General features: G+C 64.6%; 26 protein-coding genes and 1 tRNA gene. 5 read left to right on the forward strand and 22 right to left on the reverse strand.

The window, feature by feature from the left end; translation table 11 throughout:
- Positions 1 to 62 precede the first annotated feature (62 nt).
- The 11 genes from flgJ to D578_RS0112130 form a co-directional block, all read right to left on the reverse strand.
- Complete coding sequence (gene flgJ / locus D578_RS0112080) at positions 63 to 1,103, reverse strand: flagellar assembly peptidoglycan hydrolase FlgJ (protein ID WP_018950204.1); 1,041 nt, start codon at positions 1,101 to 1,103, stop codon at positions 63 to 65.
- Entirely contained in the window at positions 1,103 to 2,320 is a 1,218-nt protein-coding gene (locus tag D578_RS0112085; RefSeq protein WP_026289331.1) for a flagellar basal body P-ring protein FlgI, read from the reverse strand. The genes flgJ and D578_RS0112085 overlap by 1 nt, the downstream gene beginning before the upstream one ends.
- A 27-nt stretch (positions 2,321 to 2,347) precedes the next feature.
- A complete protein-coding gene (gene flgH / locus D578_RS0112090) occupies positions 2,348 to 3,046 on the reverse strand; it encodes a flagellar basal body L-ring protein FlgH (protein WP_018950206.1) in 699 nt (232 codons plus the stop codon).
- 4 nt (positions 3,047 to 3,050) lie between these two features.
- Complete coding sequence (gene flgG / locus D578_RS0112095; RefSeq protein ID WP_018950207.1) at positions 3,051 to 3,839, reverse strand: flagellar basal-body rod protein FlgG; 789 nt, start codon at positions 3,837 to 3,839, stop codon at positions 3,051 to 3,053.
- 34 nt (positions 3,840 to 3,873) lie between these two features.
- A complete protein-coding gene (gene flgF, locus D578_RS0112100) occupies positions 3,874 to 4,614 on the reverse strand; it encodes a flagellar basal-body rod protein FlgF (protein ID WP_018145467.1) in 741 nt (246 codons plus the stop codon).
- Between the two features lie 32 nt (positions 4,615 to 4,646).
- A complete protein-coding gene (flgE, locus tag D578_RS0112105; RefSeq protein WP_018950208.1) occupies positions 4,647 to 5,870 on the reverse strand; it encodes a flagellar hook protein FlgE in 1,224 nt (407 codons plus the stop codon).
- Positions 5,871 to 5,913: 43 nt separating this feature from the next.
- Positions 5,914 to 6,588, reverse strand: a complete 675-nt coding sequence (locus D578_RS0112110; protein ID WP_018950209.1) for a flagellar hook assembly protein FlgD — start codon at positions 6,586 to 6,588, stop codon at positions 5,914 to 5,916.
- A gap of 10 nt (positions 6,589 to 6,598) precedes the next feature.
- Entirely contained in the window at positions 6,599 to 7,018 is a 420-nt protein-coding gene (flgC, locus tag D578_RS0112115; protein ID WP_018145464.1) for a flagellar basal body rod protein FlgC, read from the reverse strand.
- A gap of 32 nt (positions 7,019 to 7,050) precedes the next feature.
- Positions 7,051 to 7,458 carry a flagellar basal body rod protein FlgB gene (flgB, locus tag D578_RS0112120; protein ID WP_042798454.1) on the reverse strand — a complete coding sequence of 136 codons (408 nt, stop codon included), beginning with the start codon at positions 7,456 to 7,458 and terminating at the stop codon, positions 7,051 to 7,053.
- Between the two features lie 217 nt (positions 7,459 to 7,675).
- Entirely contained in the window at positions 7,676 to 8,491 is an 816-nt protein-coding gene (locus tag D578_RS0112125) for a protein-glutamate O-methyltransferase CheR (RefSeq protein WP_018950211.1), read from the reverse strand.
- 207 nt (positions 8,492 to 8,698) lie between these two features.
- Entirely contained in the window at positions 8,699 to 9,637 is a 939-nt protein-coding gene (locus D578_RS0112130) for a chemotaxis protein CheV (RefSeq protein WP_018950212.1), read from the reverse strand.
- 521 nt (positions 9,638 to 10,158) lie between these two features.
- Between D578_RS0112130 and flgA the strand changes: the two genes are divergently transcribed.
- From flgA to D578_RS0112150, 4 genes are all read left to right on the forward strand, one after another.
- Positions 10,159 to 10,836 carry a flagellar basal body P-ring formation chaperone FlgA gene (flgA, locus tag D578_RS0112135; protein WP_026289332.1) on the forward strand — a complete coding sequence of 226 codons (678 nt, stop codon included), beginning with the start codon at positions 10,159 to 10,161 and terminating at the stop codon, positions 10,834 to 10,836.
- A gap of 139 nt (positions 10,837 to 10,975) precedes the next feature.
- Positions 10,976 to 11,290 carry a flagellar biosynthesis anti-sigma factor FlgM gene (gene flgM / locus D578_RS0112140; RefSeq protein WP_018950214.1) on the forward strand — a complete coding sequence of 105 codons (315 nt, stop codon included), beginning with the start codon at positions 10,976 to 10,978 and terminating at the stop codon, positions 11,288 to 11,290.
- A 15-nt stretch (positions 11,291 to 11,305) separates the two neighbouring features.
- The gene (locus tag D578_RS0112145) at positions 11,306 to 11,791 is read left to right on the forward strand and encodes a flagella synthesis protein FlgN (protein ID WP_018950215.1); all 486 of its coding nucleotides are present in this window, start codon (positions 11,306 to 11,308) and stop codon (positions 11,789 to 11,791) included.
- Positions 11,792 to 11,873: 82 nt separating this feature from the next.
- Positions 11,874 to 12,590 carry a flagellar brake protein gene (locus tag D578_RS0112150; protein ID WP_018950216.1) on the forward strand — a complete coding sequence of 239 codons (717 nt, stop codon included), beginning with the start codon at positions 11,874 to 11,876 and terminating at the stop codon, positions 12,588 to 12,590.
- Positions 12,591 to 12,668: 78 nt separating this feature from the next.
- Here the strand turns inward: D578_RS0112150 and D578_RS0112155 are convergent.
- The 11 genes from D578_RS0112155 to D578_RS0112205 form a co-directional block, all read right to left on the reverse strand.
- Positions 12,669 to 12,745 (reverse strand) — tRNA-Pro (locus D578_RS0112155).
- Positions 12,746 to 12,993: 248 nt separating this feature from the next.
- Positions 12,994 to 13,350 carry a MerR family transcriptional regulator gene (locus D578_RS0112160; protein WP_018140933.1) on the reverse strand — a complete coding sequence of 119 codons (357 nt, stop codon included), beginning with the start codon at positions 13,348 to 13,350 and terminating at the stop codon, positions 12,994 to 12,996.
- Positions 13,334 to 13,633: an integration host factor subunit alpha gene (locus tag D578_RS0112165; protein ID WP_018950217.1), complete on the reverse strand. Its 300-nt coding sequence runs from the start codon at positions 13,631 to 13,633 to the stop codon at positions 13,334 to 13,336. The genes D578_RS0112160 and D578_RS0112165 overlap by 17 nt, the downstream gene beginning before the upstream one ends.
- 3 nt (positions 13,634 to 13,636) lie before the next feature.
- Positions 13,637 to 15,997 (reverse strand): phenylalanine--tRNA ligase subunit beta, encoded by a 2,361-nt coding sequence (gene pheT / locus D578_RS0112170; RefSeq protein ID WP_018950218.1) that lies wholly within the window; start codon positions 15,995 to 15,997, stop codon positions 13,637 to 13,639.
- On the reverse strand, positions 15,997 to 17,025 hold the full coding sequence (pheS, locus tag D578_RS0112175) for a phenylalanine--tRNA ligase subunit alpha (protein WP_018950219.1): 1,029 nt from the start codon (positions 17,023 to 17,025) through the stop codon (positions 15,997 to 15,999). The genes pheT and pheS overlap by 1 nt, the downstream gene beginning before the upstream one ends.
- A gap of 189 nt (positions 17,026 to 17,214) precedes the next feature.
- Positions 17,215 to 17,574: a 50S ribosomal protein L20 gene (gene rplT, locus D578_RS0112180; RefSeq protein ID WP_018950220.1), complete on the reverse strand. Its 360-nt coding sequence runs from the start codon at positions 17,572 to 17,574 to the stop codon at positions 17,215 to 17,217.
- Positions 17,575 to 17,594: 20 nt separating this feature from the next.
- A complete protein-coding gene (rpmI, locus tag D578_RS0112185; protein ID WP_017942014.1) occupies positions 17,595 to 17,792 on the reverse strand; it encodes a 50S ribosomal protein L35 in 198 nt (65 codons plus the stop codon).
- Positions 17,793 to 17,894: 102 nt separating this feature from the next.
- Positions 17,895 to 18,413 (reverse strand): translation initiation factor IF-3, encoded by a 519-nt coding sequence (infC, locus tag D578_RS0112190; RefSeq protein ID WP_081617374.1) that lies wholly within the window; start codon positions 18,411 to 18,413, stop codon positions 17,895 to 17,897.
- 22 nt (positions 18,414 to 18,435) lie between these two features.
- Complete coding sequence (gene thrS, locus D578_RS0112195; protein ID WP_018950221.1) at positions 18,436 to 20,352, reverse strand: threonine--tRNA ligase; 1,917 nt, start codon at positions 20,350 to 20,352, stop codon at positions 18,436 to 18,438.
- A gap of 151 nt (positions 20,353 to 20,503) precedes the next feature.
- Positions 20,504 to 21,490: an MBL fold metallo-hydrolase gene (locus D578_RS0112200; protein ID WP_018950222.1), complete on the reverse strand. Its 987-nt coding sequence runs from the start codon at positions 21,488 to 21,490 to the stop codon at positions 20,504 to 20,506.
- Positions 21,491 to 21,652: 162 nt separating this feature from the next.
- Positions 21,653 to 22,357, reverse strand: coding sequence for a TVP38/TMEM64 family protein (locus tag D578_RS0112205; protein WP_018950223.1), 705 nt, complete (start codon positions 22,355 to 22,357; stop codon positions 21,653 to 21,655).
- A 60-nt stretch (positions 22,358 to 22,417) separates the two neighbouring features.
- Here D578_RS0112205 and D578_RS0112210 point away from each other — a divergent pair, with 60 nt between their 5' ends.
- Entirely contained in the window at positions 22,418 to 23,404 is a 987-nt protein-coding gene (locus D578_RS0112210; protein ID WP_018950224.1) for a serine/threonine protein kinase, read from the forward strand.
- Positions 23,405 to 23,479 lie beyond the last annotated feature (75 nt).

The raw sequence follows: 23,479 nt of genomic DNA on the forward strand, positions 1-23,479 counted from the left end.
GCCCGTGCCTCCCGCGACAACGCCTGTTCAATCACCGGACTGGGCCATTTCTTCTTCATGCTCTACCCCTTGGTACGGGTAACGGCGGCATCCGCCGCGACTTGAGTCGATCCACTGTCACGATGCGCGGCCATCTGGTCGCGCACCCGCAGGACCTTGTCCGCATAAGCCGGGTCGGTGGCATAGCCGGCGTCCTGCAGCTCGCGGATGTACTGCGCGTCATCGCCGGCCTGCAGGGCCCGGTGGTAACGCGGATTGTTGCGAATGAACTCGACGTAATCGGAGAACGACTCGGACGGATCGGCATAGGCCCGGAAGCGTGCCTGTTCGCGCTGGGCGACGCCCTCGCGGAACTCCAGCGTGCCCACGGAGACACGATCGCCATCCCAGCGGCTGTCGGCCTTGATCCCGAACAGGTTGAAACTCGGCTGGCCGTCGGCCCGCGACGGCACGTGCTGCCCCCAGCCGGTCTCCAGCGCGCTCTGCGCCAGCAGGATGCCGGGCTCGACGCCCAGCTCCGCCGCGGCATCCCGCGCCAGGGGTTCCAGGGTCTGCACAAAGTCCGCGGCGTCCCGCGGCGGCCAGGCGATGGGGGCCGGTTGCGGCGCCGCCTGCGGGGTGGTTTCCGGGACCTCGGCTTCCGGGCGTTGCGGGCCCACCGGGCGCAACTCCGGCTCCGTCTCGCCCTGCAGCGCCCGCAGGGTGTCCAGTTCCGAGCGGCGACGCGGCAATTCCAGGCCCGCCTGGCGATCCGGGTCGTTCAACGTCTCCGGATCGACCGGCTGCTGCGCCGAGAGCTGGGCCATCAGGGCATCGCGCAGACCGATCCCTTCGCCCTGGCTCATCGCCTTGGCGAATTCCTGATCCTGCATCTCCAGATACATGTTGCTCTGGTCATTGTCGAACAGGCCATCACCCAGCGAGGCCTCGCGCATGTGCTTGAGCATCTGCCCGATCAGCATCGCCTCGAACTCGCGGGCAACGGCCTCCAGACCCTGCTGGTCGCCGGAACGCGCACCCCGGGCCAGGTCCTGCAGACCGCTAGGGTCCAGGGCCAGGGCCGAACGGGCCTGCATCTGCGTATCCATGCCCGAGCCAATCATCAGATCACCACCAGCTCCGCACGCAGCGCACCGGCCTCGCGCAGGGCCTCCAGGATCGCGACCAGATCACCCGGGGCCGCGCCCACGTTGTTCACCGCGCGGACAATCTCGTCCAGCGAGGTGCCCGGGTCGAACAGGAACATGGTGTTGTCGCCCTCCTCGATCGCGATGTCGGTATCCGGCTGGATAGCCGTCTCGCCCTCGCCGAAGGGCGCGGGCTGGACCACTTGCGGGGCCTCGCTGATGGTGACGGTCAAGCTGCCGTGGGAGACGGCCGCAGGCGTCACCTGCACACTGGAGCCAATCACGACGGTACCGGTGCGCGAGTTCACGATCACTCGCGCTGGCGGTGTGCCGCGTTCGATCGGCAGGTTCTCCAGCTCGGCCACGAAGCCGACCCGGTGATCCGGGTTCGACGGCGCCCGCACCCGCACCGACGAGCCGTCGAGCGCATTGGCCACGCCATGGCCGAAGGTATCGTTCACCGTCTGCACCAGGCGGTTGGCGGTGGTGAAGTCCGGGCGGTTGAGGTTCAGGGTGACGTGATCACCCTGGGCGAACGCCGTCGGGACCTCGCGCTCCACGGTGGCGCCGTTGGGGATACGCCCGACGCTGGGCACGTTCACCGTGATGCGCGAGCCATCGCTGCCCTCGGCACCGAAACCGCCCACGATCAGATTGCCCTGGGCGATACTGTAGGTCTGACCATCCGCACCCTTCAGCGGCGTCATCAGCAGCGTGCCGCCGCGCAGGCTGGTCGCGTTACCCATCGACGACACAGTGATATCGATCCGCTGTCCGGGCTTGGCGAACGGCGGCAGCTCCGCCGTGACCATCACGGCCGCGACATTGCGCAGCTGCGGATTGCCGGCGTCCGGCGTCAGCCCCAGCTGGCCGAGCATGTTGTTCAGGCTCTGCACGGTGAACGGGGTCTGGGTGGTCTGGTCCCCCGTCCCGTCCAGGCCGACCACCAGGCCATAGCCGATCAGCTGGTTGTCGCGCACGCCGGACACACTGGCCACATCCTTGACCCGTTCCATGTAGCTGCGCTCCTGCATGGCCGCCTGCTGCTGGATCGCGGTCTGCGCCGAGACGGCGGCACTCCCCAGCCCCGCGACCAGGAGCGCCGCGAGGAGCAGTAGCCCCAATCGGCGCCAATCGCCGAACGGCGCGGCCAAAGAGCCGGAAGCGCGTTGTGTCGTGCGTGTGGAGTCCATGTCGTACCTCGCCGCGGTCATGCCGGGTCAGAAGGGCCAGATCGGGCTGTTGAAGAAGCGCGTGATCCAGCCGGGGGTGTTGCTGTCCGCCAGCACGCCGGAGCCGCCGTAGTACACGCGGGCGTTCGCCACCTGAGTGGAGAGCACGGTGTTGTTGGTGGTCACATCCACCGGGCGCACGATGCCGCGAAAGCGCACGTACTCCTCGCCCTGGTTGATGCCCAGCCATTTCTCACCCTGCACCACCAGGTTGCCGTTCGGCAGGACCTCGGCCACGGTCACGGTGATCTCGCCATCGAGCTGGTTGCTCTGCGAGGAATCCCCGGAACCGTCGAAGTCCCGCGAGCTCGAGTTGCTGGCTCCGAACAGGGGGCGCCCGTTGAAGGTGGCATCGCGCCCGAAGGCCGAGAGATTGCCCAGCTCCAGATTCGAATCCTTGCCGGTGGAGGTCGAGGCCGATTTCTGCGCGTTCGTGCTCTCCGCAAGGATCACGGTGAGGAGGTCGCCCACGTTGCGCGCCTTGTAGTCCTCGAACAGTCCCTGGGAGTGCGCAGCCTGATAGATACCGCCGTTGTTCTGTGACTGCGGCACCGGTTGCGCCGGCATCACCGGCTGATAGTCCGGGTTGTCGTCCGGCTTGGTCGGCTGGGTGGCGGCGCAGGCGGACAGCAGCAGTGCGGCGGTCACGGCCAGGGCCGGGCGGAAAACGATTCCGAGGCGGGTCATCAGATCACCCGATCGTCTGGTTGACGAACTGCAGCGACTGGTCGGCCGCGGAGATCGCCTTGGAGTTGACCTCGTAGGCGCGCTGGGTCTCGATCATGTTCACCAGTTCCTCGGCGATGTTCACGTTCGAGGTCTCCAGCGAGCCCTGCACCACCGTGCCGGTGCCGTTCATGCCCGGCAGGGACTGCTGCGCGACACCCGAGGCCGCGGACTCGCGGAACAGGTTCTCGCCCACCGCCTGCAGGCCGGCCGGGTTCACGAAGTCCGCCAGCTGGACATTGCCCAGCTCCACCGGGGCGGCCTGCCCCGGGATCTGCGCCGTCACCGTGCCGTCCTTGCCGATCGAAAGGGACTGGGTGTCCTCCGGCACGAACAGGCCCGGCTGCAGCGGATAGCCATTGGACATCACCACCTGGCCGTCCGAGTTCAGCTGGAAACTGCCGTCCCGGGTGTAGCCGACATTCCCGTCCGGCATCAGGATCTGGAAGAACCCGCGACCCTCGATGGCCATGTCCAGCGAGTTGTCCGTCTGCTGCAGGTTGCCCTGCTGGAACATCTTCTCGGTGGAGACGGCGCGCACCCCGGTACCGATCTGCAGGCCCGAGGGCAGCTGCTGATCCTGGGTGGCCTGGGCACCTGGCTGGCGCACGGTCTGGTAGATCAGGTCCTCGAACACCGCCCGGTCCTTCTTGAAGCCGGTGGTGTTCACGTTGGCCAGGTTGTTCGAGACCGTCGACATGCGCGTGTGCTGCGCGTCGAGGCCGGTCTTGGCGATCCACAGTGCCTGGTTCATGGTGTTCTCCTGTCGTTACTCTCGAAGCCACCCATCAGCCGAGGCCGAGCAGGCGGTTGCTGCTTTGTTCCAGCGTGTTGGCGCTGTCCATCATCTTCACTTGCATCTCGAAGTGGCGAGACAGCTCGATCATCCGGGTCAATGCCTCCACAGTGTTCACGTTGCTGCCCTCCAGCATCCCCGAGACCACGCGCACCTCGGCATCCGCCGGCGCCTCGCCCCCTTCCGCCAGGCGGAACAGGCCATCATCCCCGCGCTGCAGCTCGTCGGTGTCCGGGTTGACCAGGCGGATGCGTTCCACCGCCGCCAGCGCCTCCGGCCCGACGCCCAGCGGGCGCACGCTGATGGTTCCGTCGGTGCCGATCTCGATCTGCTCCGCCGGCGGGATGGCAATCGGGCCGCCATCCCCCAGTACCTGGTGGCCCTGCGCGGTGCGCAGCAGCCCGAAGGCGTCCACATGCAGCGAGCCGGCGCGGGTGTAGCCTTCCTCCCCGTCCGGGCCCTGGACCGCGATGAAGCCCTCGCCCTCGATGGCGATGTCCATGTCACGCCCGGTGCTCTGCATCTTGCCCTTGCTGAAATCCACCGCATCGTTGCCGATCTGGGTGTAGTCGCGCGAGGCATGGCCCGGCCCGCGTACCGGCAAGGTATCTGCCGTTGCCAGCGCCTGGCGAAAGCCGTCGGTATTGGCGTTGGCCAGGTTGTGGTTGTTGATGGCCTGTGCGTGCATCGTCTCCTTCGCACCGGACATCGCGATGTACAGAAATCGATCCATGCTCAAGCCCTCTTCAGCGTCTCATCCACTACTTAGCGGATGTTGATGATCGTCTGGGTAACCTGATCGGCCGCGGAGATCGTCTGCGCGTTCGCCTGGAAGTTGCGTTGCGCGGTGATCAGGTTCACCAGCTCCTGGGCGATGTCCACGTTGGAGGCCTCCAATGCCCCGGACTGGATGCTTCCCAGGTTGCCGGTCCCGGGTGCCGCAAAAACCGGCTCGCCGGCCGCGAAGGTCTCGGCCCAGTTGTTGTTGCCCAGCTGTTCCAGCCCCTGCGGATTGGTGAAGCTGGCCATCGCCACCTGCCCCAGTACCGTCGACTGACCATTGGTGAAGCGGGCAAAAACCACCCCGGAGTCATCGATATCCACACCCGTCAGGCGCCCGGATGCGAACCCGTTCTGGTTCAGGTCATTGACCGCAAAATCCCCGCCGTACTGCGTCGTGCCGCCGAAATCGATTTCGAACTCGAGGGGGTTCGCGCCATTGTCAAAGGCCACGGTCACTTCAGGCGGGTCACGCTGCACGGCGTCGAGCGCGCCACTGCCATCGAAGGTAAGCGTGTATGGCGGATCGTACACTTCGCCATCCACCCCGACATGGGCCGTCCACTTGAGGTCCTCGTCACCCTTCACGAAGTAGATGCTCGCGTCGCGCGAGGTCCCGAGCGAGTCGTAAACCGTAAGCGACGTCGAGAAGTTATAGCTCTCGGGGTCATTCAGCGCGAACTCCTCACCCAGCACCTCGGCATCAGAACGCAGGTTCACCAGAGCCTCGATATCGGTGGTGGCGTTGGGCGGTGCCGCACCGGTCTGCAAACGAATGTCTTCGAGCTGCCCCGTGTTGAAATTCGGATCGGCAGTATTGGCATCCTGCGGCGGGTAGCCCCGCAACTGCTGACCCTGGTTGTTCACCAGAAAGCCGTCGCGATTGACCTGGAACTCCCCGGCACGGGTATAGGCGGTGCTGCCCTGGTCGTTCAGAACGAAGAAGCCCTCGCCATTGATGGCCAGATCCAGGCCGTTCTCGGTGAACTCCGTGCGGCCCTGCGAGAATTGCTGGGTCACCGCCTGCAGGCGCGTGCCGGAGCCGATCGCCGTCTGGCTGATGCCGCCGAAGCTCTGGGCAAACACGTCACCGAATTCCGCCCGCGAGCGCTTGAATCCGGTGGTCCCCGAGTTGGAGACGTTGTTGCCGGTGGTCTGCAGGTCGGCCTGGGCCGCGTTCAGTCCGCTCAATCCGATATTGAAGGGCATGGGGTGTTTCCTCCGTTAGGGTTCTTTCGTCGCGGTTTGGGCGTCAACCGCCAATCCGCCGTACATCCGAAAAGCTGATCTCGCCCAGGCCTTGCACGGTCAGTGCCAGCCCGGAATCGTTGCCCACCGCGACGCTCTCCACGCGGGCATCCAGGAAGGTATCTACCGCCTCGGACTGGGTCCCGGAGCGGGCCGTGGCCTTGAATTCGTAGACCCCCGGCGGGGCGAAGGTGCCGTCGTCGCGCATGCCGTTCCAGCTGAACTCCTGCAGGCCGCTGCCGGAGGCCCCCATGTTCATACGGCGGATGCGCTCGCCGTTCGGGCTGTACACATCGATCTGCAACTCCTCCGTGGAGCGATCCAGATCCACCGCACCCTTGACCATGCCGTCCGGACCCAGCTCGCCGAACTCGACGGGAACCAGCACGTCCTTGCCCACCAGTGAGGCGGCCTGCAGCGTCTGGTTCTGGCCCAACGACTGCGCCAGCTGCTGGAAGGACTTGGACAGTTCCTCGATGCCGGTCACGGTCGAGAACTGCGCCATCTGGCCCAGGAAGTCGCCGTTGTCCATCGGCTCCATCGGGTCCTGGTTTTCCAGCTGGGTCGTCATCAGCTTGAGAAAGTCGGACTGGCCCAGGCGGTCCATGTCCTTGTCCTGTTTCTGCTCGGGGCGCGAGAGGCCCAGGCGATCCAGCAATTCGGGGGATATCTGTGTCATCGAGGGCTCCCTAGCCTTGACCGATCTGCAATGTGCGCTGGAGCAGCTGACGCGAGGTCTCCATCACCTCCACGTTCGCTTCGTAGTTGCGCGAGGCGGACATCATGTTGGCCATCTCCTCCACCACGCTGATGGCCGGACGGAAGATGTAGCCCTCCTCGTTGGCCTGCGGGTGATGCGGTTCGTAATGCGCATGCGGCGCCGCCTGCGACTCGGTCACGCCGGCCACCCGCACCGCGGTCGACGAACCGTTCGGGTTGGCCTGGTCCATCACGCTCTGGAACAGCACCTGCTTGGCACGATAGGCCTCGTCCGGGTTGGTCGCCGCGGTATTCGCGTTGGCCAGGTTCGAGGCCACGGTGTTCAGGCGCACCGACTGCGCCGACAGCGCCGAGGCGGAGGTATTGAACAGGCTGAAAAGGTTGCTCACGACATCGATCTCCCGATCAGGTCCGCGTCACGTTAGCGATCGCCCCTAAGGGCTTCGCGGATGCCGGAGACCCGGCGATTGAGGAATTCCAGACTGCTCTGGTATTGAACGGCGTTCTCGGCAAAGGCGGCCCGCTCCATCTGCGGGTCCACCGTGTTGCCATCCAGGGACGCCTGCGAGGGGACGCGGTAAAGCGCCTCAACCTGCCCGTTCATCGCGCCAGCGTTGGGGTCGAGATGCGCCGCCTGGCTGCGCGCCATGGGCAAGTGATTGCCGCCGCCGGCCGCGGATTCGAGCACCGCACGAAAATCGATATCCCGCGCCTTGTAGTTCGGGGTATCCGCATTGGCGATGTTCGAGGCCAGCAGCTCCATGCGCTGCGCCCGCACATTCACCGCCTGCGGAGAAATGCCCATCGCCTTGTCGAGAGAGAGACTCATCGCTTCCGCCCTGTCCGCCCGTGGCGGACCCTCGCTTGGAGAACCGGGACGCAACTGTTGCGGCCCTTCGCAGGGGGACTGATGCAATCGTTATGCCATTCTCGAGCGACGTGCCACATGGGTGCAGGCACAGCGGGCAGACAGGGGAAGGGATGGAACGACTCGCCGCCCGCATTGCACGGGCGTTCCCGGGATTCCGTCCCGGGGCGGTATTACGTCAGGACTTCAGGCGGAGTACCGATCCATAATCGGTTCGCACCGTCTCGAAGGCCTGGGTGTAGGGCCCTGCGGTCTCGGAAGCGCCAAGAAACAGATAGCCACCCGGATTCATCTGCCGGGCGATAGCGTCAAGAACCTGTCGCTTGGTGTCTCCGGAGAAATAGATCAGCACGTTGCGGCAGAACACCAGGTCGAATTTACCCAGCGCCGCATAGCTGTCGATCAGGTTGAGCTTCTGAAAACGGCAGCGCCGCTGGACATCCGGGACCACCTTGTGGCCATCCGCGACCGTCTCGAAGAAACGTTCGCGCCGGCTCTCGCTGAGCCCGCGCACGATGCTCAGGCCGTCGTACACGGCCCGTCGGGCATCGTCCAGGATCTTCTCTGACAGGTCCGTCCCCAGAATGGACACCGGCACCTTCCGGCTGGGCCGCGACTCTTCCCATTCCGAGACCACCATGGAGATCGTGTAGGCCTCCTGCCCACTGGAGCAGCCCGAGGACCAGACCTTGATGCTGCCCCCCTTCGCGGCCAGTTCCGGCAACAGCACGTGGCGCAGGATCTCGAACGGAAAGCCATCGCGGAACCAGGACGTCTCGTTGGTCGTCATCGCGTCGATCACGCGAGTCCGCAGGCGTGGATTCGGCGCCTGGCGCATGGCATGCAGCAGTTCCGGAACGGTCTTGAAGTCGAACTCATCGAGCAGCCGCGACAGGCGACTGGAAACCAGGTACTGGCGGCTGTCGCCCAGCACCAAGCCGCAGCAGGCCTGCAGAAAGCGGGAGAACTCCTCGTAGTCGCGGGAATCAATCACCGATTCATCCCTGAGCGCAGTTCATCGTGATTAGGCATCCTGGTGACGAGTCCTTGACAAGGGGGCAGCCTGGCCGAAAACCGGCGAAAAACGCAACAATTCAGCCTCAGTATACGGCGTCGCGCACAAGGCACGACACGCACCGACTTCCGGCCACGCATCGCCGCTCCGGGCTTGCCGAGCGGCAACCCGATTCCGCCCCATCGGTCATTCGGCCTGCTGACTCTCGCGTCCGGTCTGATCCAGTACGGCATTGGCCAGCTCGTCGGGATTGAACTTGGAGAGAAAGGCATCCGCGCCCGCGCGCTTGACCATGTCCGTGTTGAACTCCCCGCTCAGCGAGGAATGCAGCAGCACCTTCAGGTCCTTCAGGGCGGCATTGTCCCGGATGCGCGCGGTCAGGGTGTAGCCGTCCATACGTGGCATCTCGATATCCGAGATCACCATCTCGATCTGGTCACCCACCGGCCCTTCCGCGGCCTTCTGTTCAAGGAAATCCAGTGCCTCCTGGCCATCCTTGAAGACGTCGTATTCGAAGCCAAGCCCCTTGATCGCGCCCTCGATCTGCTTGCGCGCCACCACAGAGTCATCGACGATCACGACCTTGCGCCCGCTGGCCTCTCTGGCGTTCTCGCGGATGGATGGCGAGACCTCGCTGGGCAGCGGATTGACGATGGAGAGCACCCGTTCGACGTCGATGATCTCGACCAGCTTGTTGTCGATCTCCGTGACGGCCACGAGGAAGGATTCGCGCCCGGTTCCGCGCGGGGGCGATTTCACATCCTGCCAGTTCACGTTGACGATGCGATCCACGGCTGACACCCAGAAGCCCTGCACCGAACGATTGAACTCGGTGACCACCACCTTCTGATCCCCGTTGTCGGCCGCCCCGACGGCGCCACGCAGGCCCATCGCTCGCGCCAGGTCGATGATCGGCACGGTACCACCACGCAGCGACGCCACCCCGCGTACCACGCTCATGGAGCCGGGAATCTGACGCAGCGGCGGCGACGGAATCACCTCGCGGACCTTGAAGACGTTGATCCCGAAGGTCTGCGACCCGCCCAGATGGAAGAGCAGCAGTTCCATGCGGTTCTGCCCCACCAACTGGGTTCGCTGATTCACATCGTCAATGAATTGACTCATCGTGCCGCTCTCCTTGCCCCGATTGCTCTAAGCACCGGACAGGCCTCAAAGGCCAAGTGTGCACCGCGCAACCCCGGCCTGTCATTTGCATTCGCGTGCATGCGCCTTCTGGCGCCGCCTCATGGGGATAACGGCCGCCCGCGACAGGCCTTGAATGCGCGCGAGGCGCCGGCTGATCAGTCATTGGCACGGCATCTGCATGCTATTCCGTACAGAAACCGCACGCGATTCGCTCGACCTCGACACAAATCCGGCAAACCCGAGCCATTCGCGCACAGTCCGACACCCGCACCGCATTGGCTGCGCAGGACAGGACAAAACAGGACCGCAACATGAACCAGCGCCGACCCACTTCCGGACTTGCTGCCGCCTCTAGCGAGACGCTGATTCATTCGCACAACCGCGTTGGTGCCCCATTTTTTCGGGGAGGAGGCACACAGCGCCGCGCCTTGTCAGCGAGCAAAATCGACTCGAGCGCGGACGTGCGAACGAATCAGCGTCTCCTTCGCGGAGTCGCCCTTCTGTTCGCCCTGGTGCTTCTGTCTACTAGCGTCCGGGCCGAAGTCCACCCGGTCGGCGAAATCCGTCAGGCCGCCGAGCAGTTCCTGATTCAGGAGCTGGGCGTTACCGATAGCGAGAAGGATGTCTCCATCGAGATCGGCCAGCTCGACAATCGTCTGCGCCTCGCCCCCTGCACGGACGGCCTGGAAGCGCGTTTTCCGCCCGGCGGTCGGCGCGACGGCAACACCGCCGTCCATATCCAGTGTGCCGGTCCGGTGACCTGGCAGCTGTACGTGCCGGCGACCGTGGAACGTTACGCCCAAGTGCTGGTGGCCAACCGCACCCTGCCGCGCCAGCACACCCTCTCGGCGGGAGACCTGCGTTTCCAGCGAATCGAGACCTCGCGCCATGCCGGCAGTTATCATGAGGAAAAGGATGCCCTGATCGGCCAGCAGACCCGACGCAGCATCCGTCCGGGTCAAATTATCGGCACCCAGCACGTCAGCCCGCGCGAGATCATCAGTCGCGGCCAGCGGGTTACCATCCTCGCGGAGAGCGGTTCCATCGCCATCCGCATGCAGGGCGAGGCGCTGGAAAACGGGACGCTGGGCGAGCGAATTCGAGTCAAAAACGCATCCTCCGGGCGCGTCGTCGAAGGCGAAATCCAGGCCTCCGGCCACATCCGGGTAGCGCTTTGAGGCCTCGCCCCACCAGCCACGCCGATCATTTTCGAAGCGGACTGTGAAGCCCGTTACACTTTTCCGCACCCGGGGCCTACAGTTTCAGCACCGCTGGCCGTAAACAATTGCAGCACAGTTACAACGACAGGAAGGCATCATGGATATCAAGGGCCTCAACACGAACAGTCTGCGCCCCGACAGCCAGAACCCCGGCGTAAAGGGTCGCGACGAGTCCGGCAACACGGCGGGCCGTGCCCCGGCCTCCGGTAACGCATCGGCGGCGAACAATGATTCGGTCACGCTCACCGGGGCCGCCCAGGCGATGAACGCCGCGGCTGGCGCGGGCGACACCGCACCCTTCGACGCCGCCCGCGTTGCCGAACTGCGCGAGGCGATCTCCAACGGCAACTACCCGGTGGACAACGAGCAGCTGGCCGATCGCATGATCGACCTCGAAAGCCTGCTGCGCTAACCCGGTCTATCGCCCATGAATGCCGACGCGCACCACAAACTGCAACGCTCGCTCGAGAGCTCGATCCGGCTGGCTCATCAGCTGGAAGAGAGCCTGCTACAGGAAACGCGCGCGGTCGAAGCGCGTCAACCCCATACGCTGCAGGACGTGGTGACCGGCAAACAGACCCTGCTGCATGAGCTGGAAACCGAGACACGCACCCAGCAAGGCCTGGTCGAGGCCGCCGGCGAGGCCTTCAGCCCCGAGGGCGTCGCTCGCCTGTTCTCGAAGATGGACGATGGCGTCGTACTGAACGACCTGTGGCAAGCCCTGCGCCAGTCCATCGAACGCTGCGACACCCTGAATCAGGGCAATGCGCGCCTGATCGACCGTGACCGCCAGCGCGTGGAACTGTCCATGCAGATCCTCCGCGGCGAGGAAACCGGCCCCGCGGCCACCTACGACCCGTATGGCCGCGCCCGCCCCGGAAGCCGCGGCGGACGCCAGATCACCCAGGCCTGAGAGACCTGTCCTGGTGGAGGCTGGCTTTTCGCGGCATCCACCAGTACCTTGCGCCCACACACTTTTTTAACACTTCGGACGCATGGACGACACCGACTATACCGTCGAAAAGCCGGACCGGATTGCCGGCATCCTCAAGGACCTCGACCACAAGCTCACCGTCGTGAGCGTTCGCGTGGATACCGACGGCCCCCTGTACACCTCGGCCCTGGTCCGTCTGGACCCGAGCTCCAAGGAACTTTTTCTCGACGAGCTGACCCCGCCTCGGGCCCACCAGCAGGTCCGTATCGGCATGGATTTGCGCGTATTCGCTGCGCTGCGCGGCGTCGCAGTGCGATTCGGCACACGCGTAACACGCATCGAGCAGGAGCAAAAAGGCGCACTCTACGTCTGCACCTATCCGGAGACTCTGCACTACCTGCAACGGCGCGAGACATTCCGCGTACACATTCCGATGGCACAGCGCCCTCAGATCGAACTCCATGCGAAGGCCTGGAAGGATCCCGTGATCGGCGAGGTTGCCGACCTCTCTGCCCAGGGCATGTGCATCGAGCTTTCCACCGACCTCCTGGATGCGCTCGAGGAGCAGACGAAACTGGCCTTCGAGAACCTGTTACTCCCCGACGTCAGTCAACGCCTTTCCGGGGACCTGCGCCTGGCCAACCGTCGCCGCAGCGCGCGCGATGGCTTTGAGTTCGCAGGGTTCGAGATCGTCGGCATGACCCAGTGGATGGAACGCCAGACCAACATCGCCCTGCTCCACTACCAGCGCGAGGGGCGCCGCCGCTCGATGGATTGAGGCCAGGAGACGCAGCGTCTCCCTAACCTCGAACACAAAAAAGGCCGCTTAAAGCGGCCTTTTTTGTTGATTCCTGTTTGGTCGGGACGGCAGGATTTGAACCTGCGACCCTCTGCACCCCATGCAGATGCGCTACCAGACTGCGCCACGCCCCGAAGCCGCGAACTATATCCGATTCCCCGCCTTCACGAAAGCGTCGACCGCCCCTTTGCAGCGAGATCCGTGCGGACCATTCGTGCCAAGTACACCGAGAGTGGCGTATTGATGCGATTCGCTACGCTCATCGCATCCTACAGAGTGGGAATTTCGAATTGGAGTTGGGTTCAGACGGACACCGTAGGATGCGACGAGCAAAGCGAATCGCATCAACACAACGTCCGGGCGCCCCCCTAGGGTCGGAGCCTCAGGCGCGCAGAACGCGCAGAACCGACTCGAGCTCGGAGATGGTGTCCTGGATGATCTGCTGGGCCTGCTGGCGATCGCCCTTGGCCTCGTCTCCAGAGAGCTTTTGGCGAGCACCATTGATGGTGTAGCCCTCTTCGTACAGTAGTGCGCGGATCTGACGGATCAGGATCACGTCCTGGCGCTGGTAATAGCGACGGTTGCCGCGCCGTTTGACCGGCTCCAGCATCGGGAATTCCTGCTCCCAGTAGCGCAGCACATGCGGCTTGACCTGGCACAGCTCCGCGACTTCGCCGATGGTGAAGTAGCGCTTGCCCGGGATGGCGGGCAATTCCTGGTGGTTACTCGCCTCCAGCATAGCTCTCTACCCGCTCGCGCAGTTTCTGCCCCGGCCGGAAGGTGACCACGCGACGGGCGGAGACCGGGATCTCTTCGCCCGTCTTGGGATTGCGCCCTGGCCGCTGGTTCTTGTCGCGCAGGATAAAATTCCCGAACCCGGAAAGCTTCACGCCCTCGCCGGTCTCCAGCGACTGCCGCATCTCCTCGAAGAACATCTCGACGAATTCCTTGGCCTCGCGCTTGTTGAGACCCAGTTCGTCGTTTAGCGCGGCGGCGAGATCCGCCTTGGTTACAGCTGCCATCGGCTATTGTCTCAAGGTTGCGTTGAACCGGGCCTGGAGATGCTGCACCACCGCGTCGGTGATGCCAGCCACGTCCTGTTCGCCTAGGGTGCGATCAAAAGCCCGTAAAATCAAGCCCAAAGCCAGGCTTTTTTCTTCCGGATTCAAGCCTTTGCCCTGGTACACATCGAACAGGCGAACGTCCTGTAGAAGGTCCAGGTCAAGCTCGTCGATGGCCTCCAGCACATCGCCCGCTGCCACCGAGTCGGCCACCACCAGCGCCAAATCACGACGGATGGATGGATACGGCGACAACGGCGTGAACTGCGCCACCGGGGCGCGCACCACGGCCGCCGCGTTCAGATCGAACAGGTAGACAGGCTCCACGTCGAAGCGCTCGCACAGCGCCGGATGCAGGCGCCCGACCCAACCGATCGGCTGCCCGTCCACCAGCACTCGCGCGGACTGTCCGTCATGCAGCGCCGGATGGCGCTCCGCTCGGAAGCCGAGCGGGCCGGCGACGCGTTCGCACAGGCCTTCCACGACGCCCTTGGCGTCGAAGAAATCGACCTTCTTCGCCTCGCCCTCCCAGGCTTCCGGAGCCGCTCTCCCACCGAGCAGGCCCGCCAGTCGCGGCTCCTGCCGCAAGCCGGACGCATCCGGCACAAACCGCAGCCCATGCTCGAACAGGCGCAGGTCCGATTGCTGGCGCGCCTGGTTGTAGGCGGCGGTGGTCACCAGCCCGGGCCACAACCCCGGGCGCATCACCGCCAGGTCGGACGAAATGGGGTTCGCCAGCGCCAGGGGTTCCACGTCCGGATAGAAGGCACTGGCGGCATCGCGGGCGATAAAGCTGAAGCTGATCACCTCGTGGAAGCCCTGGCGGGCAAGCCCGTTGCGCAGTGACCGCAGACCCGACTCCGGCGTCGCCGGCGCAACCGGCTTCGGGAGTGTCTGCGGCAGGGCATCGTAGCCGTGCACCCGCGCCAGCTCCTCGATCAGATCCTCCTCGCGTTCGAGGTCGAACCTTGCGCGCGGGGCATGCACCCACCAGCCCCCCTGACTTGTCTCGATCCGGCAGTCCAGCGCACGCAGGATGCGCTCGATTTCGGAGGCCTCGAGGGTAATCCCGAGCAGGCGCTGCACACGATCCGGGCGCAGGATGATCGCCTGTTCCGCATGGGAGGCCGGCGTCTCGCCCACCTGCTCGACCGGGCCGCACTGCCCGCCGCAAATGTCCAGTAGCAGTTGGCTCGCGCGTTCCATGGCCTGCGGGACCAGGGACGGATCGACACCCCGCTCGAAACGGTGGGAGGCATCAGTATGCAGGCCGTGGGCGCGCGCCCGACCCGCCAGGGCGCGGGGGGCAAAATGCGCGCATTCGAGCACCACGCGGGTAGTGGTGTCACCGACGGCGCTGGCGGCGCCGCCCATGACCCCGGCCAGCGCCAGGGGCCCGTCATCACCCGCAATCACGAGATCCTGCGGCGACAACTTCACCGTCTGGTCGCCTCCGAGCAGCGTCAGGGATTCCCCCTGGTCGCCTTGGCGCACCTGGATCCGGTCGCCCGTGTGCGCGGCGTCAAAGGCATGCAGTGGCTGACCCAGTTCCAGCATCACGTAATTGGTCACATCCACGATGGCACTCAGCGGGCGCACCCCGGCGCGGCGCAGGCGTTCGGTCATCCACAACGGCGTCGCGGCCTTGGCGTCCAGGCCCTCCAGGACCCGCGCGGCATACAGGGGGCAGGCTTCCGGATCCTCGATATTCACGCTCACCCGGGCATCGCTGGCGACGTCCATGGTCTGCATGATCGGCGCATGCAGCGGCCGGTCCAGCAATGCCGAGCATTCGCGGGCAATGCCGCGCATGCCCAGGCAATCGGCCCGGTTCGGCGTCAGGTCCACTTCCAGGATGGTGTCGTCCAGCCCCAGCGCCTCACGCAGGTCCTGGCCGGCCTCCAGCGTCGTCGGCAGCGACATCAAGCCTTCGGCGTCCTCGGCCAGGCCGAGCTCGCGCGCGGAGCAGAGCATGCCCTCGGAGCCCACGCCGCGCAGCTTGGAGCGCTTGATACGGAAATCACCGGGCAATACCGCACCGACTACCGCCACCGGCGCCAGCATGCCCTCATGGACATTGGGCGCCCCGCAGACGATGGTCAGCGGCTCCGCCTCTCCGGCCTCGACACGGCACACGCGCAGGCGGTCCGCGTCCGGGTGCGGCTCGACCGCCACCACGTGACCCACCCGCACCCCACTGAACGCAGGCGCCGCCGCTTCCAGCGCATCCAGCTCCAGACCGGCCATGGTCAGGCGATGGCCCAGATCTTCCGGGGTCTCGTCGATCTGCAACCATTCTTGCAGCCACTGCACACTGATACGCATTAGCCTGTCTGCCCGAATTGCCCGATGAAACGGATATCGTTGTCGAAGAACAGCCGGAGGTCGTTCACCCCATGGCGCAGCATCGCCATGCGTTCGACGCCCAGGCCAAAGGCAAAGCCCGTGTACTGCTCGGCGTCGATCCCCACGTGACCCAGCACGTTGGGGTGAACCATCCCGCAGCCCATCACTTCCAGCCAGCCGGTGTGGCTGCAGACGCGGCAGCCGTCACCGCCGCAGTGCACGCACTGGATGTCGACCTCGGCCGACGGCTCGGTGAACGGGAAGTAGGACGGCCGAAAGCGCGTGGCCAGGTCGTCCCGATCAAAGAAGGCCTGCAGAAACGCACTCAACACGCCGCGCAGATCCGCGAACGTGATGTCCGTATCCACGCAGAGCCCTTCAACCTGGTGGAACATCGGGCTATGCGTCAGATCGGAATCGCAGCGATACACGCGCCCTGGCGCGATCACGCGCAGCGGCGGCCGCTCCTGTTCCATGGTGCGGATCTGCACCGGCGAGGTATGCGTACGCAAAACGCGGTGGGCATCAAAGTAGAAGGTGTCGTGCATCGCCCGCGCCGGGTGATGCTCGGGGATGTTCAGGGCCTCGAAGTTGTGGAAGTCATCCTCCACCTCGGGGCCCTCGGCGACGCGGAAGCCCAATCCGGCAAAGAAGGTCTCGATGCGTTCCAACGTTTGAGTAATGGGGTGCAGCGCACCCTCGGCCTGACGCCGCCCCGGCAGGGTCACGTCGACCTGCTCGCCCGCCAGCTGTTCCGCCAGCGCGCTCTGCGCCAGGGCCTCCTTGCGCGCCTCGATCAGACCGGCGACCTCGGTCTTGGCCTCGTTCACTTTCTGCCCCGCCGCCGGCCGCTCCTCCGCCGGTAGCTTGCCCAGCTCCTTGAGCTGAGCTGTCAGCGCGCCCTTCTTGCCGAGATAGTGCACCCGGACCTCGTCCAGCGCCTTCAGGTCCGTGGCCCCTTCGACGCCCTCGCGCGCCTCGGCGACCAGCTGTTGCAGTTGTTCCACGACTTCCCCCGACTGGTACGGGCCTCCCCGGCCCTCTATTCGCCTGCAAGGCAGCGGCCCGCACTCGGGGGCCGCTGCCTTGCAGGCGCCTCGTTTCGTGTTCCCGAAACAAAAAAGGGAGGGCATCGACCCTCCCTTCTCGGGACCCGCCGGCACACCGCCGGCGGGCAGTCCTTCAGGCCCTGCGGCTCAGGCCGGCAGTGCGGCCTTGGCCTTCTCCGCGATCTTGCCGAACGCGGTCAGGTCGTGCACGGCCAGATCGGCCAGGGTCTTGCGGTCAATATCGACCTCGGCCTTGTTCAGACCGTTCATCAGACGGCTGTAGGACAGATCGAACTGACGGGCCGCCGCATTGATGCGGACGATCCACAGCGACCGGAACGTGCGCTTCTTCTGGCGACGGTCACGGTAGGCATACTGACCGGCCTTGATGACGGCCTGGTTGGCAACGCGGAAGACGTTCTTCCGGGCGCCGTAGTAGCCCTTGGCTTGCTTCAGGACTTTCTTGTGACGGGCGTGAGCGGTTACACCGCGCTTGACTCGTGGCATGTCTCGATTCCTCGGTCAGTTCAACGGTACGGCAGCAGCTTGCGCACGGCCGGGGCATCCGACTCGTGCACCATCGCCGGACTGCGCAGGTGACGCTTACGCTTGGTAGGCTTCTTGGTCAGGATGTGGCTGCGGTGCGACTGGAACCGCTTGAACTTCCCCGACCCGGTACGGGTGAAGCGCTTGGCCGCACCCCGATTGGTCTTGATCTTCGGCATTACTCTCTCCGGCATTTTGGACCGTACCCACCGTGGGCCGACCGTTTATGAAAAAGCGATACGGGTATGCGGAAACCCGATCGCCCTTGTTGTCTGACAGACTTACTTCTTCTTGCCCGTCAGTACCATGATCATCTGGCGTCCTTCCATCTTCGGCCGCTGTTCCACGATCGCAATGTCGGCCATGTCTTTCTCGACCTTGTCGAGCAGTTCGCCACCCAGTTCCTGGTGGCGCATCTCGCGCCCGCGGAAGCGGATGGTTACCTTGCCCTTGTCACCGGCCTCGATGAAGCGGCGCAGGTTGCGAAGCTTGACGTTGTAGTCGCCCTCGTCCGTACCCGGACGAAACTTCACTTCCTTGATCTGGATCTGCTTCTGCTTCTTCTTGGCTTCCTGCGCCTTCTTCGCCTGCTCGAACTTGAACTTCCCGTAGTCCATGATTCGGGCCACGGGCGGCTCGGCATTCGGCGAGATCTCGACCAGGTCCAGACCACCTTCCTGCGCCATTTCCAGGGCCTCTGCAGTGCTGCAGACACCGCGATTCTCGCCTTCGGCGTCGATCAGTCGGATTTGCGGGTTGGTGATCTGATCGTTCAGGCGGACCGTTTTCGCTGCGCTAATAGCCTTCTCTCCAGTTCAGGGTTCAGTGTTGGCGACTGCTGACCTCCTCCCGGAGGCGTTCGCCGAAGTCCTCGAGGCGCATCACGCCGAGGTCTTCCCCGCTCCGCGTACGCACCGCCACCTGCCCATTTTCCATCTCCTTGTCTCCAAGGACCAGCAGGTACGGCACGCGCTTGAGCGTGTGCTCGCGAATCTTAAAGCCGATCTTCTCGTTTCTCAAGTCGGCCTCGACCCGGAACCCCCTGTCGCGCAGCGTCTTCGTGACTTCGCGCGCGTAATCGTCCTGCCTTTCTGTAATGGTCAGCACCTCGGCCTGCACCGGGGTCAGCCACGCAGGGAAGTGTCCGGCGTAGTGTTCGATCAGCACGCCGAAGAAGCGTTCCACCGAGCCTAGCAGCGCGCGGTGGATCATGATCGGACGGCGGCGCTCGTTGTCCTCGGCGACATATTCCATGTCGAAACGCTCGGGCAGGTTGAAGTCCAGCTGCACCGTGGAGCACTGCCATTCGCGGCCGATCGCATCGTGGATCTTGATATCGATCTTCGGGCCGTAGAAGGCACCGCCGCCCTCATCCACCGAATACTCCAGCCCCTTCTTCTCGATCGCCGAACGCAATGAGGCGGTCGCATGTTCCCAGATTTCATCCGAGCCGACCGCATCCTCGGGCTTGGTCGAGAGGTTCACGTCGAACTTCTCGAAGCCGAAGGTCTTCAGGACCTCGAGGGTCAGATCGATTACGCCCATGACCTCGGCCTCGATCTGGTCCTCGCGGCAGAAGATGTGGGCGTCGTCCTGGGTGAAGCCGCGCACGCGCATCAACCCATGCAGTGCACCGGACATCTCGCGGCGGTACACCGTACCCATCTCCGCCCAGCGCAGCGGCAGGTCACGGTAGGAATGCAGCCGGTCCTTGTACATCAACACGTGAAACGGGCAGTTCATCGGCTTGAGCTGGAAGGACTGGTGCTCGTCCTCCATCGGCTCGTACATGGATTCCGAATAGAAATCCGCGTGGCCGGAGGTCTTCCACAGCTCCAGGTTCGCGATATGCGGCGAGACCACGAAGTCGTAATCGGCCCGCTCGTGCATCTCGTACCAGTACTTCTCGATCTCGCGACGGATGCGCGCGCCCTTCGGGTGCCAGAACACCAGGCCACCACCAGCCTCGTCCTGGATCGAGAACAGATCCAGCTCCTGACCGATCTTGCGATGGTCGCGGCGCTCGGCTTCCTTGAGTCGCTCCAGGTGTTCCTTCAGCTGATCCTTGTTCGGCCAGGCGGTACCGTAGATCCGCGTCAGCATCTCGTTGTCGGAGTTGCCCCGCCAGTAGGCACCGGCCACCTTGGTCAGCTTGAAGGCCTTCAGCTTGCCGGTGGACGGGATATGCGGGCCGCGGCAGAGATCGACAAAGTCGCCCTGCTTGTACAGCGAGATGTTCTCGCCCTGCGGGATGCTCCCGATGATCTCGGCCTTGTACTTCTCGCCCATGTTGCGGAAGTACTCCACTGCCTCGTCCCGGTCCATCAGCGAGCGCTCGACCGGCAGGTCCTGCTTGGCCAGCTCCTTCATGCGCTTCTCGATCTTCTCCAGGTCCTCCGGCGTGAAGCCGCGGTCATAGGCGAAGTCGTAGTAGAAGCCGTTCTCGATGGTCGGGCCGATCGTCACCTGGGCCTCGGGAAAGAGCTGCTTGACCGCCTGCGCCATCAGGTGCGCGGTCGAATGCCGGATGATCTCCACCCCTTCCGGGTCGCGGTCGGTCACGATCGCCAACTCGGCGTCGTGGTCGATCTCGTGGCGGGCATCGACCAGCTCACCGTTTACCTTGCCGGCCAGAGTCGCCTTGGCCAGGCCGGGGCCGATGTCCTTGGCCACGTCCAGCACGGTGATTGGGTGATCGAACTCGCGGCGGCTGCCGTCGGGGAGGGTTATTGCGGGCATTGCGAGGCTCCTTCGCCGACCCATACGCGGGGTCGAACGTCGCGTATCAAAAATTTGGGAGTTGCCGGAAACGACAACGGCGCGAAGCATACCATGTGCCCCGCGCCGTCGGCAGATCTCCCGGGCTGTGGCCGGGATTACCGTGCTGCTGTTACATATTGCCTTCGATGAACAGGTAGGTCCGGTTCACGTTCGGGCGATGCCAGTCATCGTAGTGGCGCAGATGCCGGAACTGTTCCAGGTCCTCGAGCCGGTCCACCACCTCGCCCAGGGACTCCCAGTCCTCGATGCCCGCCTTTACCTCACGCACCACCAGTTCCAGGTAGTCGCCGGTGTCCTGGCGCGCCTCGGCCATGTCGGTCGCGCGGCCGTGCCCCGGGACGACAATCTCCGGATCGATGGATTCCAGATGCCGGAAGGCCTCCAGCTTCTCCACCGGGTTGCTCCACGGGTGGATGCCCAGCATGCGTTCGGTATAGACGATATCGCCGGTGAACACGACATCCTCACCCGGCAGATGGACCATGATATCGCCCGGGAAATGGGCATCTCCGGCATAGATCAGCTCGAAGTCGACCCCACCCACGGTCAGGGTGTATTCATCGGCATCGATCGGATTTCGGGACGGGACCGGCAGGGTACCGACCATCGCTTCCTCGCCCACCTGGCGGCCCAGCGACTCGACGTGCCGCTCGCCGAATTCCGCCTGGGTTCGGACAGTTCGTTCAAGCGCCACCAGCTCCGCTCCGCGCTGCAAGAAATAGCCGTTACCCAACCAGCGGTGATCTTGGCTGCCCACCGAGATCACGTGGGTGATCGGCTGGTCCGTCACTTCGGCAATCGCCTTCTCCATTCGCTGGGCGACCTGGTAGCTCGGCCCGGAATCGATCAGCACCACGCCTTCGTCGGTCACCACGAAGCCGGTGTTGTTGGTAAAGCCGAGATTGGTCGGATTCCGGTTTTCCAGGGAGCCATAAAAGTAATGGACCCGGTCGGTCAGCTGAATCGGCTCCAGCACCTTCTCGATGGGACGATCCAGCGACTCGTCCTCCGCCTGCACGGCGGCCATGCCGAAGCCCATCAGACCCAGCGCGAGGAGGGCCACCTGACCCTGGCGCAACAAAACATTCAATGTCATAGAAAACTCCTTGTGTCGTTCGCACCCCGAGTCGGACAGCACACGCAATGTGTGACGGGGTCGTTCGTCGAACTTCGGGACTTTGTCCGGCGGTGCGCGCTCTACGTCCGCCCCCAACAGTGAACCATATTATATACGCGATGGCAGATACTGCGGGCAGTTTTAGTCCGTGCCCGGGTTCTCCAAGCGACCCCGCCTGCGGCGCACGGCATTCACCAGCCAGCGCGCCAGGAGCGGAAACAGCCCCGTGGCAACAAGGGACAGGACCAGCACTGGCGAGAGAATGCCCTCAATGCCATCAAGCCGTCCCAACTGCGTCCCGGCATTCGCGAACACCGCCGTGGCCGGCAGCATTCCCAGCAACGACACCCAGAAATACGTCCAGGTCCGAATCGGCAACAGGCCCATCCCGGCGTTGATTAGCAGGAACGGGAACACCGGAATCATACGCAGCGCAAACAGATAGAACGCACCCTCGCGCACGAAGCCCTCGTTGATACGCCCGAGTTGGTGCCCGTAGCGGCGCTGAACGGCATCGCGCGCCAGCGCCCGTGCCACGAGAAAGGTCAGGGTCGCCCCCAGCGTGGAGGCCAGCGACGACAGCACGGTGCCCCAGACCACGCCAAACAGGGCACCGCCGGCCAGGGTCATCACCACGATCCCCGGCACCGAGAAGGCCGCTACCACCATGTAGAGCAAGAAGAACAGCGCGGCGGTGATGAGCGGGTAAGCGCCCCGCCATTCCTCCACCTGCAAACGCGCGTCCTGCAGAGTCTCCAGATCCAGACCTGGCCCCATCGCAACCCACAACCAGACCCCGAGGAATCCGGCCAGTACGACAACCAGCCCCCAGTAATAGCGGTTCAATCGCGACTCCTCCCGGCCATTTGGCCGGAACCATGCGCGGCAAACCCGTACACTGCAAGCATGCATGCACATCCGTACGACGAACTGAAACCCGGGGTCATCCTCGACGCGGTGGAAACAACCGGCCTGCGCTGCGACGGGCGCCTGCTAGCCCTCAACAGCTACGAAAATCGGGTCTACCAGGTCGGCATCGAGGACACCACACCGGTGATCGCCAAGTTCTACCGTCCGCAGCGCTGGACACCCGCCGCCATCCGCGAGGAACACGCCTTCAGCCAGGAACTCGCAAGCCGCGAGGTCCCGGTGGTGGCCCCTCTGGCAGATCATCAAGGCGAAACCCTGCACGATCACGCCGGGTTCATGTTCGCCGTCTACCCGCGCTGCGGCGGCCGGGCACCGGATCTGGAGCAGCGCGACACCCTGGTCCGTATCGGTCGGTTCATCGCCCGCATTCACGAGGTCGGCCGCGCCGCACCGTTCCGCGAGCGCCCCGTATTGGACCTCGTGCCGCGCGGCGAGGAGGCACGCCAGGCCGTGCTCGCCTCCGGCTATCTCCCTATGGAGCTGGAATCCGTATACCGCGATCTCAGCGCCGACCTGCTGGGGCGCATCCAGCGTGACCTCGACACGATCGGACCGGTCCCGCAGTTGCGCCTGCACGGCGACACCCACCCCGGCAACATCCTGTGGACCGACGAGGGCCCGCACTTCGTCGACCTGGACGACGCCTGCACCGGCCCGGCGATGCAGGACCTGTGGATGTTCCTCTCCGGCGAACCGCCCGAGATGGCCTGGCAGATGCAGGCCCTGCTGGAGGGCTACGAGACCTTCGTGCCACTGGATCGCCGCCAGCTCGGCTTGATCGCCCCGCTACGCACCCTGCGCATCCTGCGCCACGCCGCCTGGCTGGCCCGGCGCGCCGACGACCCGGCCTTTGTCGACGGCTTCCCGATCTTCTACACGCCGCGCTTCTGGGAGGATCACATCCTCACCCTGCGCGAACAGGCCGCCGCCCTCGACGAACCCGCCCTGGATCTGGGCTACTGACCCGGAACCTGGCAAACCCCACCCTGTTGCCAGCGGCAAGGCGGTGATTGCCCACCGTGTGCCTCATCGAGCGTC

It is taken from the genome of Thioalkalivibrio sp. ALMg11 (assembly GCF_000377905.1).
Taxonomy (GTDB): Bacteria; Pseudomonadota; Gammaproteobacteria; order Ectothiorhodospirales; family Ectothiorhodospiraceae; genus Thioalkalivibrio.

What these genes read in the sequence shown, in the direction of transcription:
- flgJ (WP_018950204.1), bottom strand. Translation starts at nt 1,103, where the DNA reads ATGATTGGCTCGGGCATGGATACGCAGATGCAGGCCCGTTCGGCCCTG.
- D578_RS0112145 (WP_018950215.1), top strand. Translation starts at nt 11,306, where the DNA reads ATGAATGCCGACGCGCACCACAAACTGCAACGCTCGCTCGAGAGCTCG.
- D578_RS0112150 (WP_018950216.1), top strand. Translation starts at nt 11,874, where the DNA reads ATGGACGACACCGACTATACCGTCGAAAAGCCGGACCGGATTGCCGGC.
- D578_RS0112085 (WP_026289331.1), bottom strand. Translation starts at nt 2,320, where the DNA reads ATGGACTCCACACGCACGACACAACGCGCTTCCGGCTCTTTGGCCGCG.
- D578_RS0112130 (WP_018950212.1), bottom strand. Translation starts at nt 9,637, where the DNA reads ATGAGTCAATTCATTGACGATGTGAATCAGCGAACCCAGTTGGTGGGG.
- flgH (WP_018950206.1), bottom strand. Translation starts at nt 3,046, where the DNA reads ATGACCCGCCTCGGAATCGTTTTCCGCCCGGCCCTGGCCGTGACCGCC.
- pheT (WP_018950218.1), bottom strand. Translation starts at nt 15,997, where the DNA reads ATGCGTATCAGTGTGCAGTGGCTGCAAGAATGGTTGCAGATCGACGAG.
- D578_RS0112160 (WP_018140933.1), bottom strand. Translation starts at nt 13,350, where the DNA reads ATGCTGGAGGCGAGTAACCACCAGGAATTGCCCGCCATCCCGGGCAAG.
- thrS (WP_018950221.1), bottom strand. Translation starts at nt 20,352, where the DNA reads ATGCCCGCAATAACCCTCCCCGACGGCAGCCGCCGCGAGTTCGATCAC.
- flgM (WP_018950214.1), top strand. Translation starts at nt 10,976, where the DNA reads ATGGATATCAAGGGCCTCAACACGAACAGTCTGCGCCCCGACAGCCAG.
- rplT (WP_018950220.1), bottom strand. Translation starts at nt 17,574, where the DNA reads ATGCCACGAGTCAAGCGCGGTGTAACCGCTCACGCCCGTCACAAGAAA.
- rpmI (WP_017942014.1), bottom strand. Translation starts at nt 17,792, where the DNA reads ATGCCGAAGATCAAGACCAATCGGGGTGCGGCCAAGCGCTTCACCCGT.
- D578_RS0112110 (WP_018950209.1), bottom strand. Translation starts at nt 6,588, where the DNA reads ATGACACAGATATCCCCCGAATTGCTGGATCGCCTGGGCCTCTCGCGC.
- D578_RS0112200 (WP_018950222.1), bottom strand. Translation starts at nt 21,490, where the DNA reads ATGACATTGAATGTTTTGTTGCGCCAGGGTCAGGTGGCCCTCCTCGCG.
- D578_RS0112165 (WP_018950217.1), bottom strand. Translation starts at nt 13,633, where the DNA reads ATGGCAGCTGTAACCAAGGCGGATCTCGCCGCCGCGCTAAACGACGAA.
- flgF (WP_018145467.1), bottom strand. Translation starts at nt 4,614, where the DNA reads ATGGATCGATTTCTGTACATCGCGATGTCCGGTGCGAAGGAGACGATG.
- flgE (WP_018950208.1), bottom strand. Translation starts at nt 5,870, where the DNA reads ATGCCCTTCAATATCGGATTGAGCGGACTGAACGCGGCCCAGGCCGAC.
- D578_RS0112210 (WP_018950224.1), top strand. Translation starts at nt 22,418, where the DNA reads ATGCATGCACATCCGTACGACGAACTGAAACCCGGGGTCATCCTCGAC.
- flgG (WP_018950207.1), bottom strand. Translation starts at nt 3,839, where the DNA reads ATGAACCAGGCACTGTGGATCGCCAAGACCGGCCTCGACGCGCAGCAC.
- flgB (WP_042798454.1), bottom strand. Translation starts at nt 7,458, where the DNA reads ATGAGTCTCTCTCTCGACAAGGCGATGGGCATTTCTCCGCAGGCGGTG.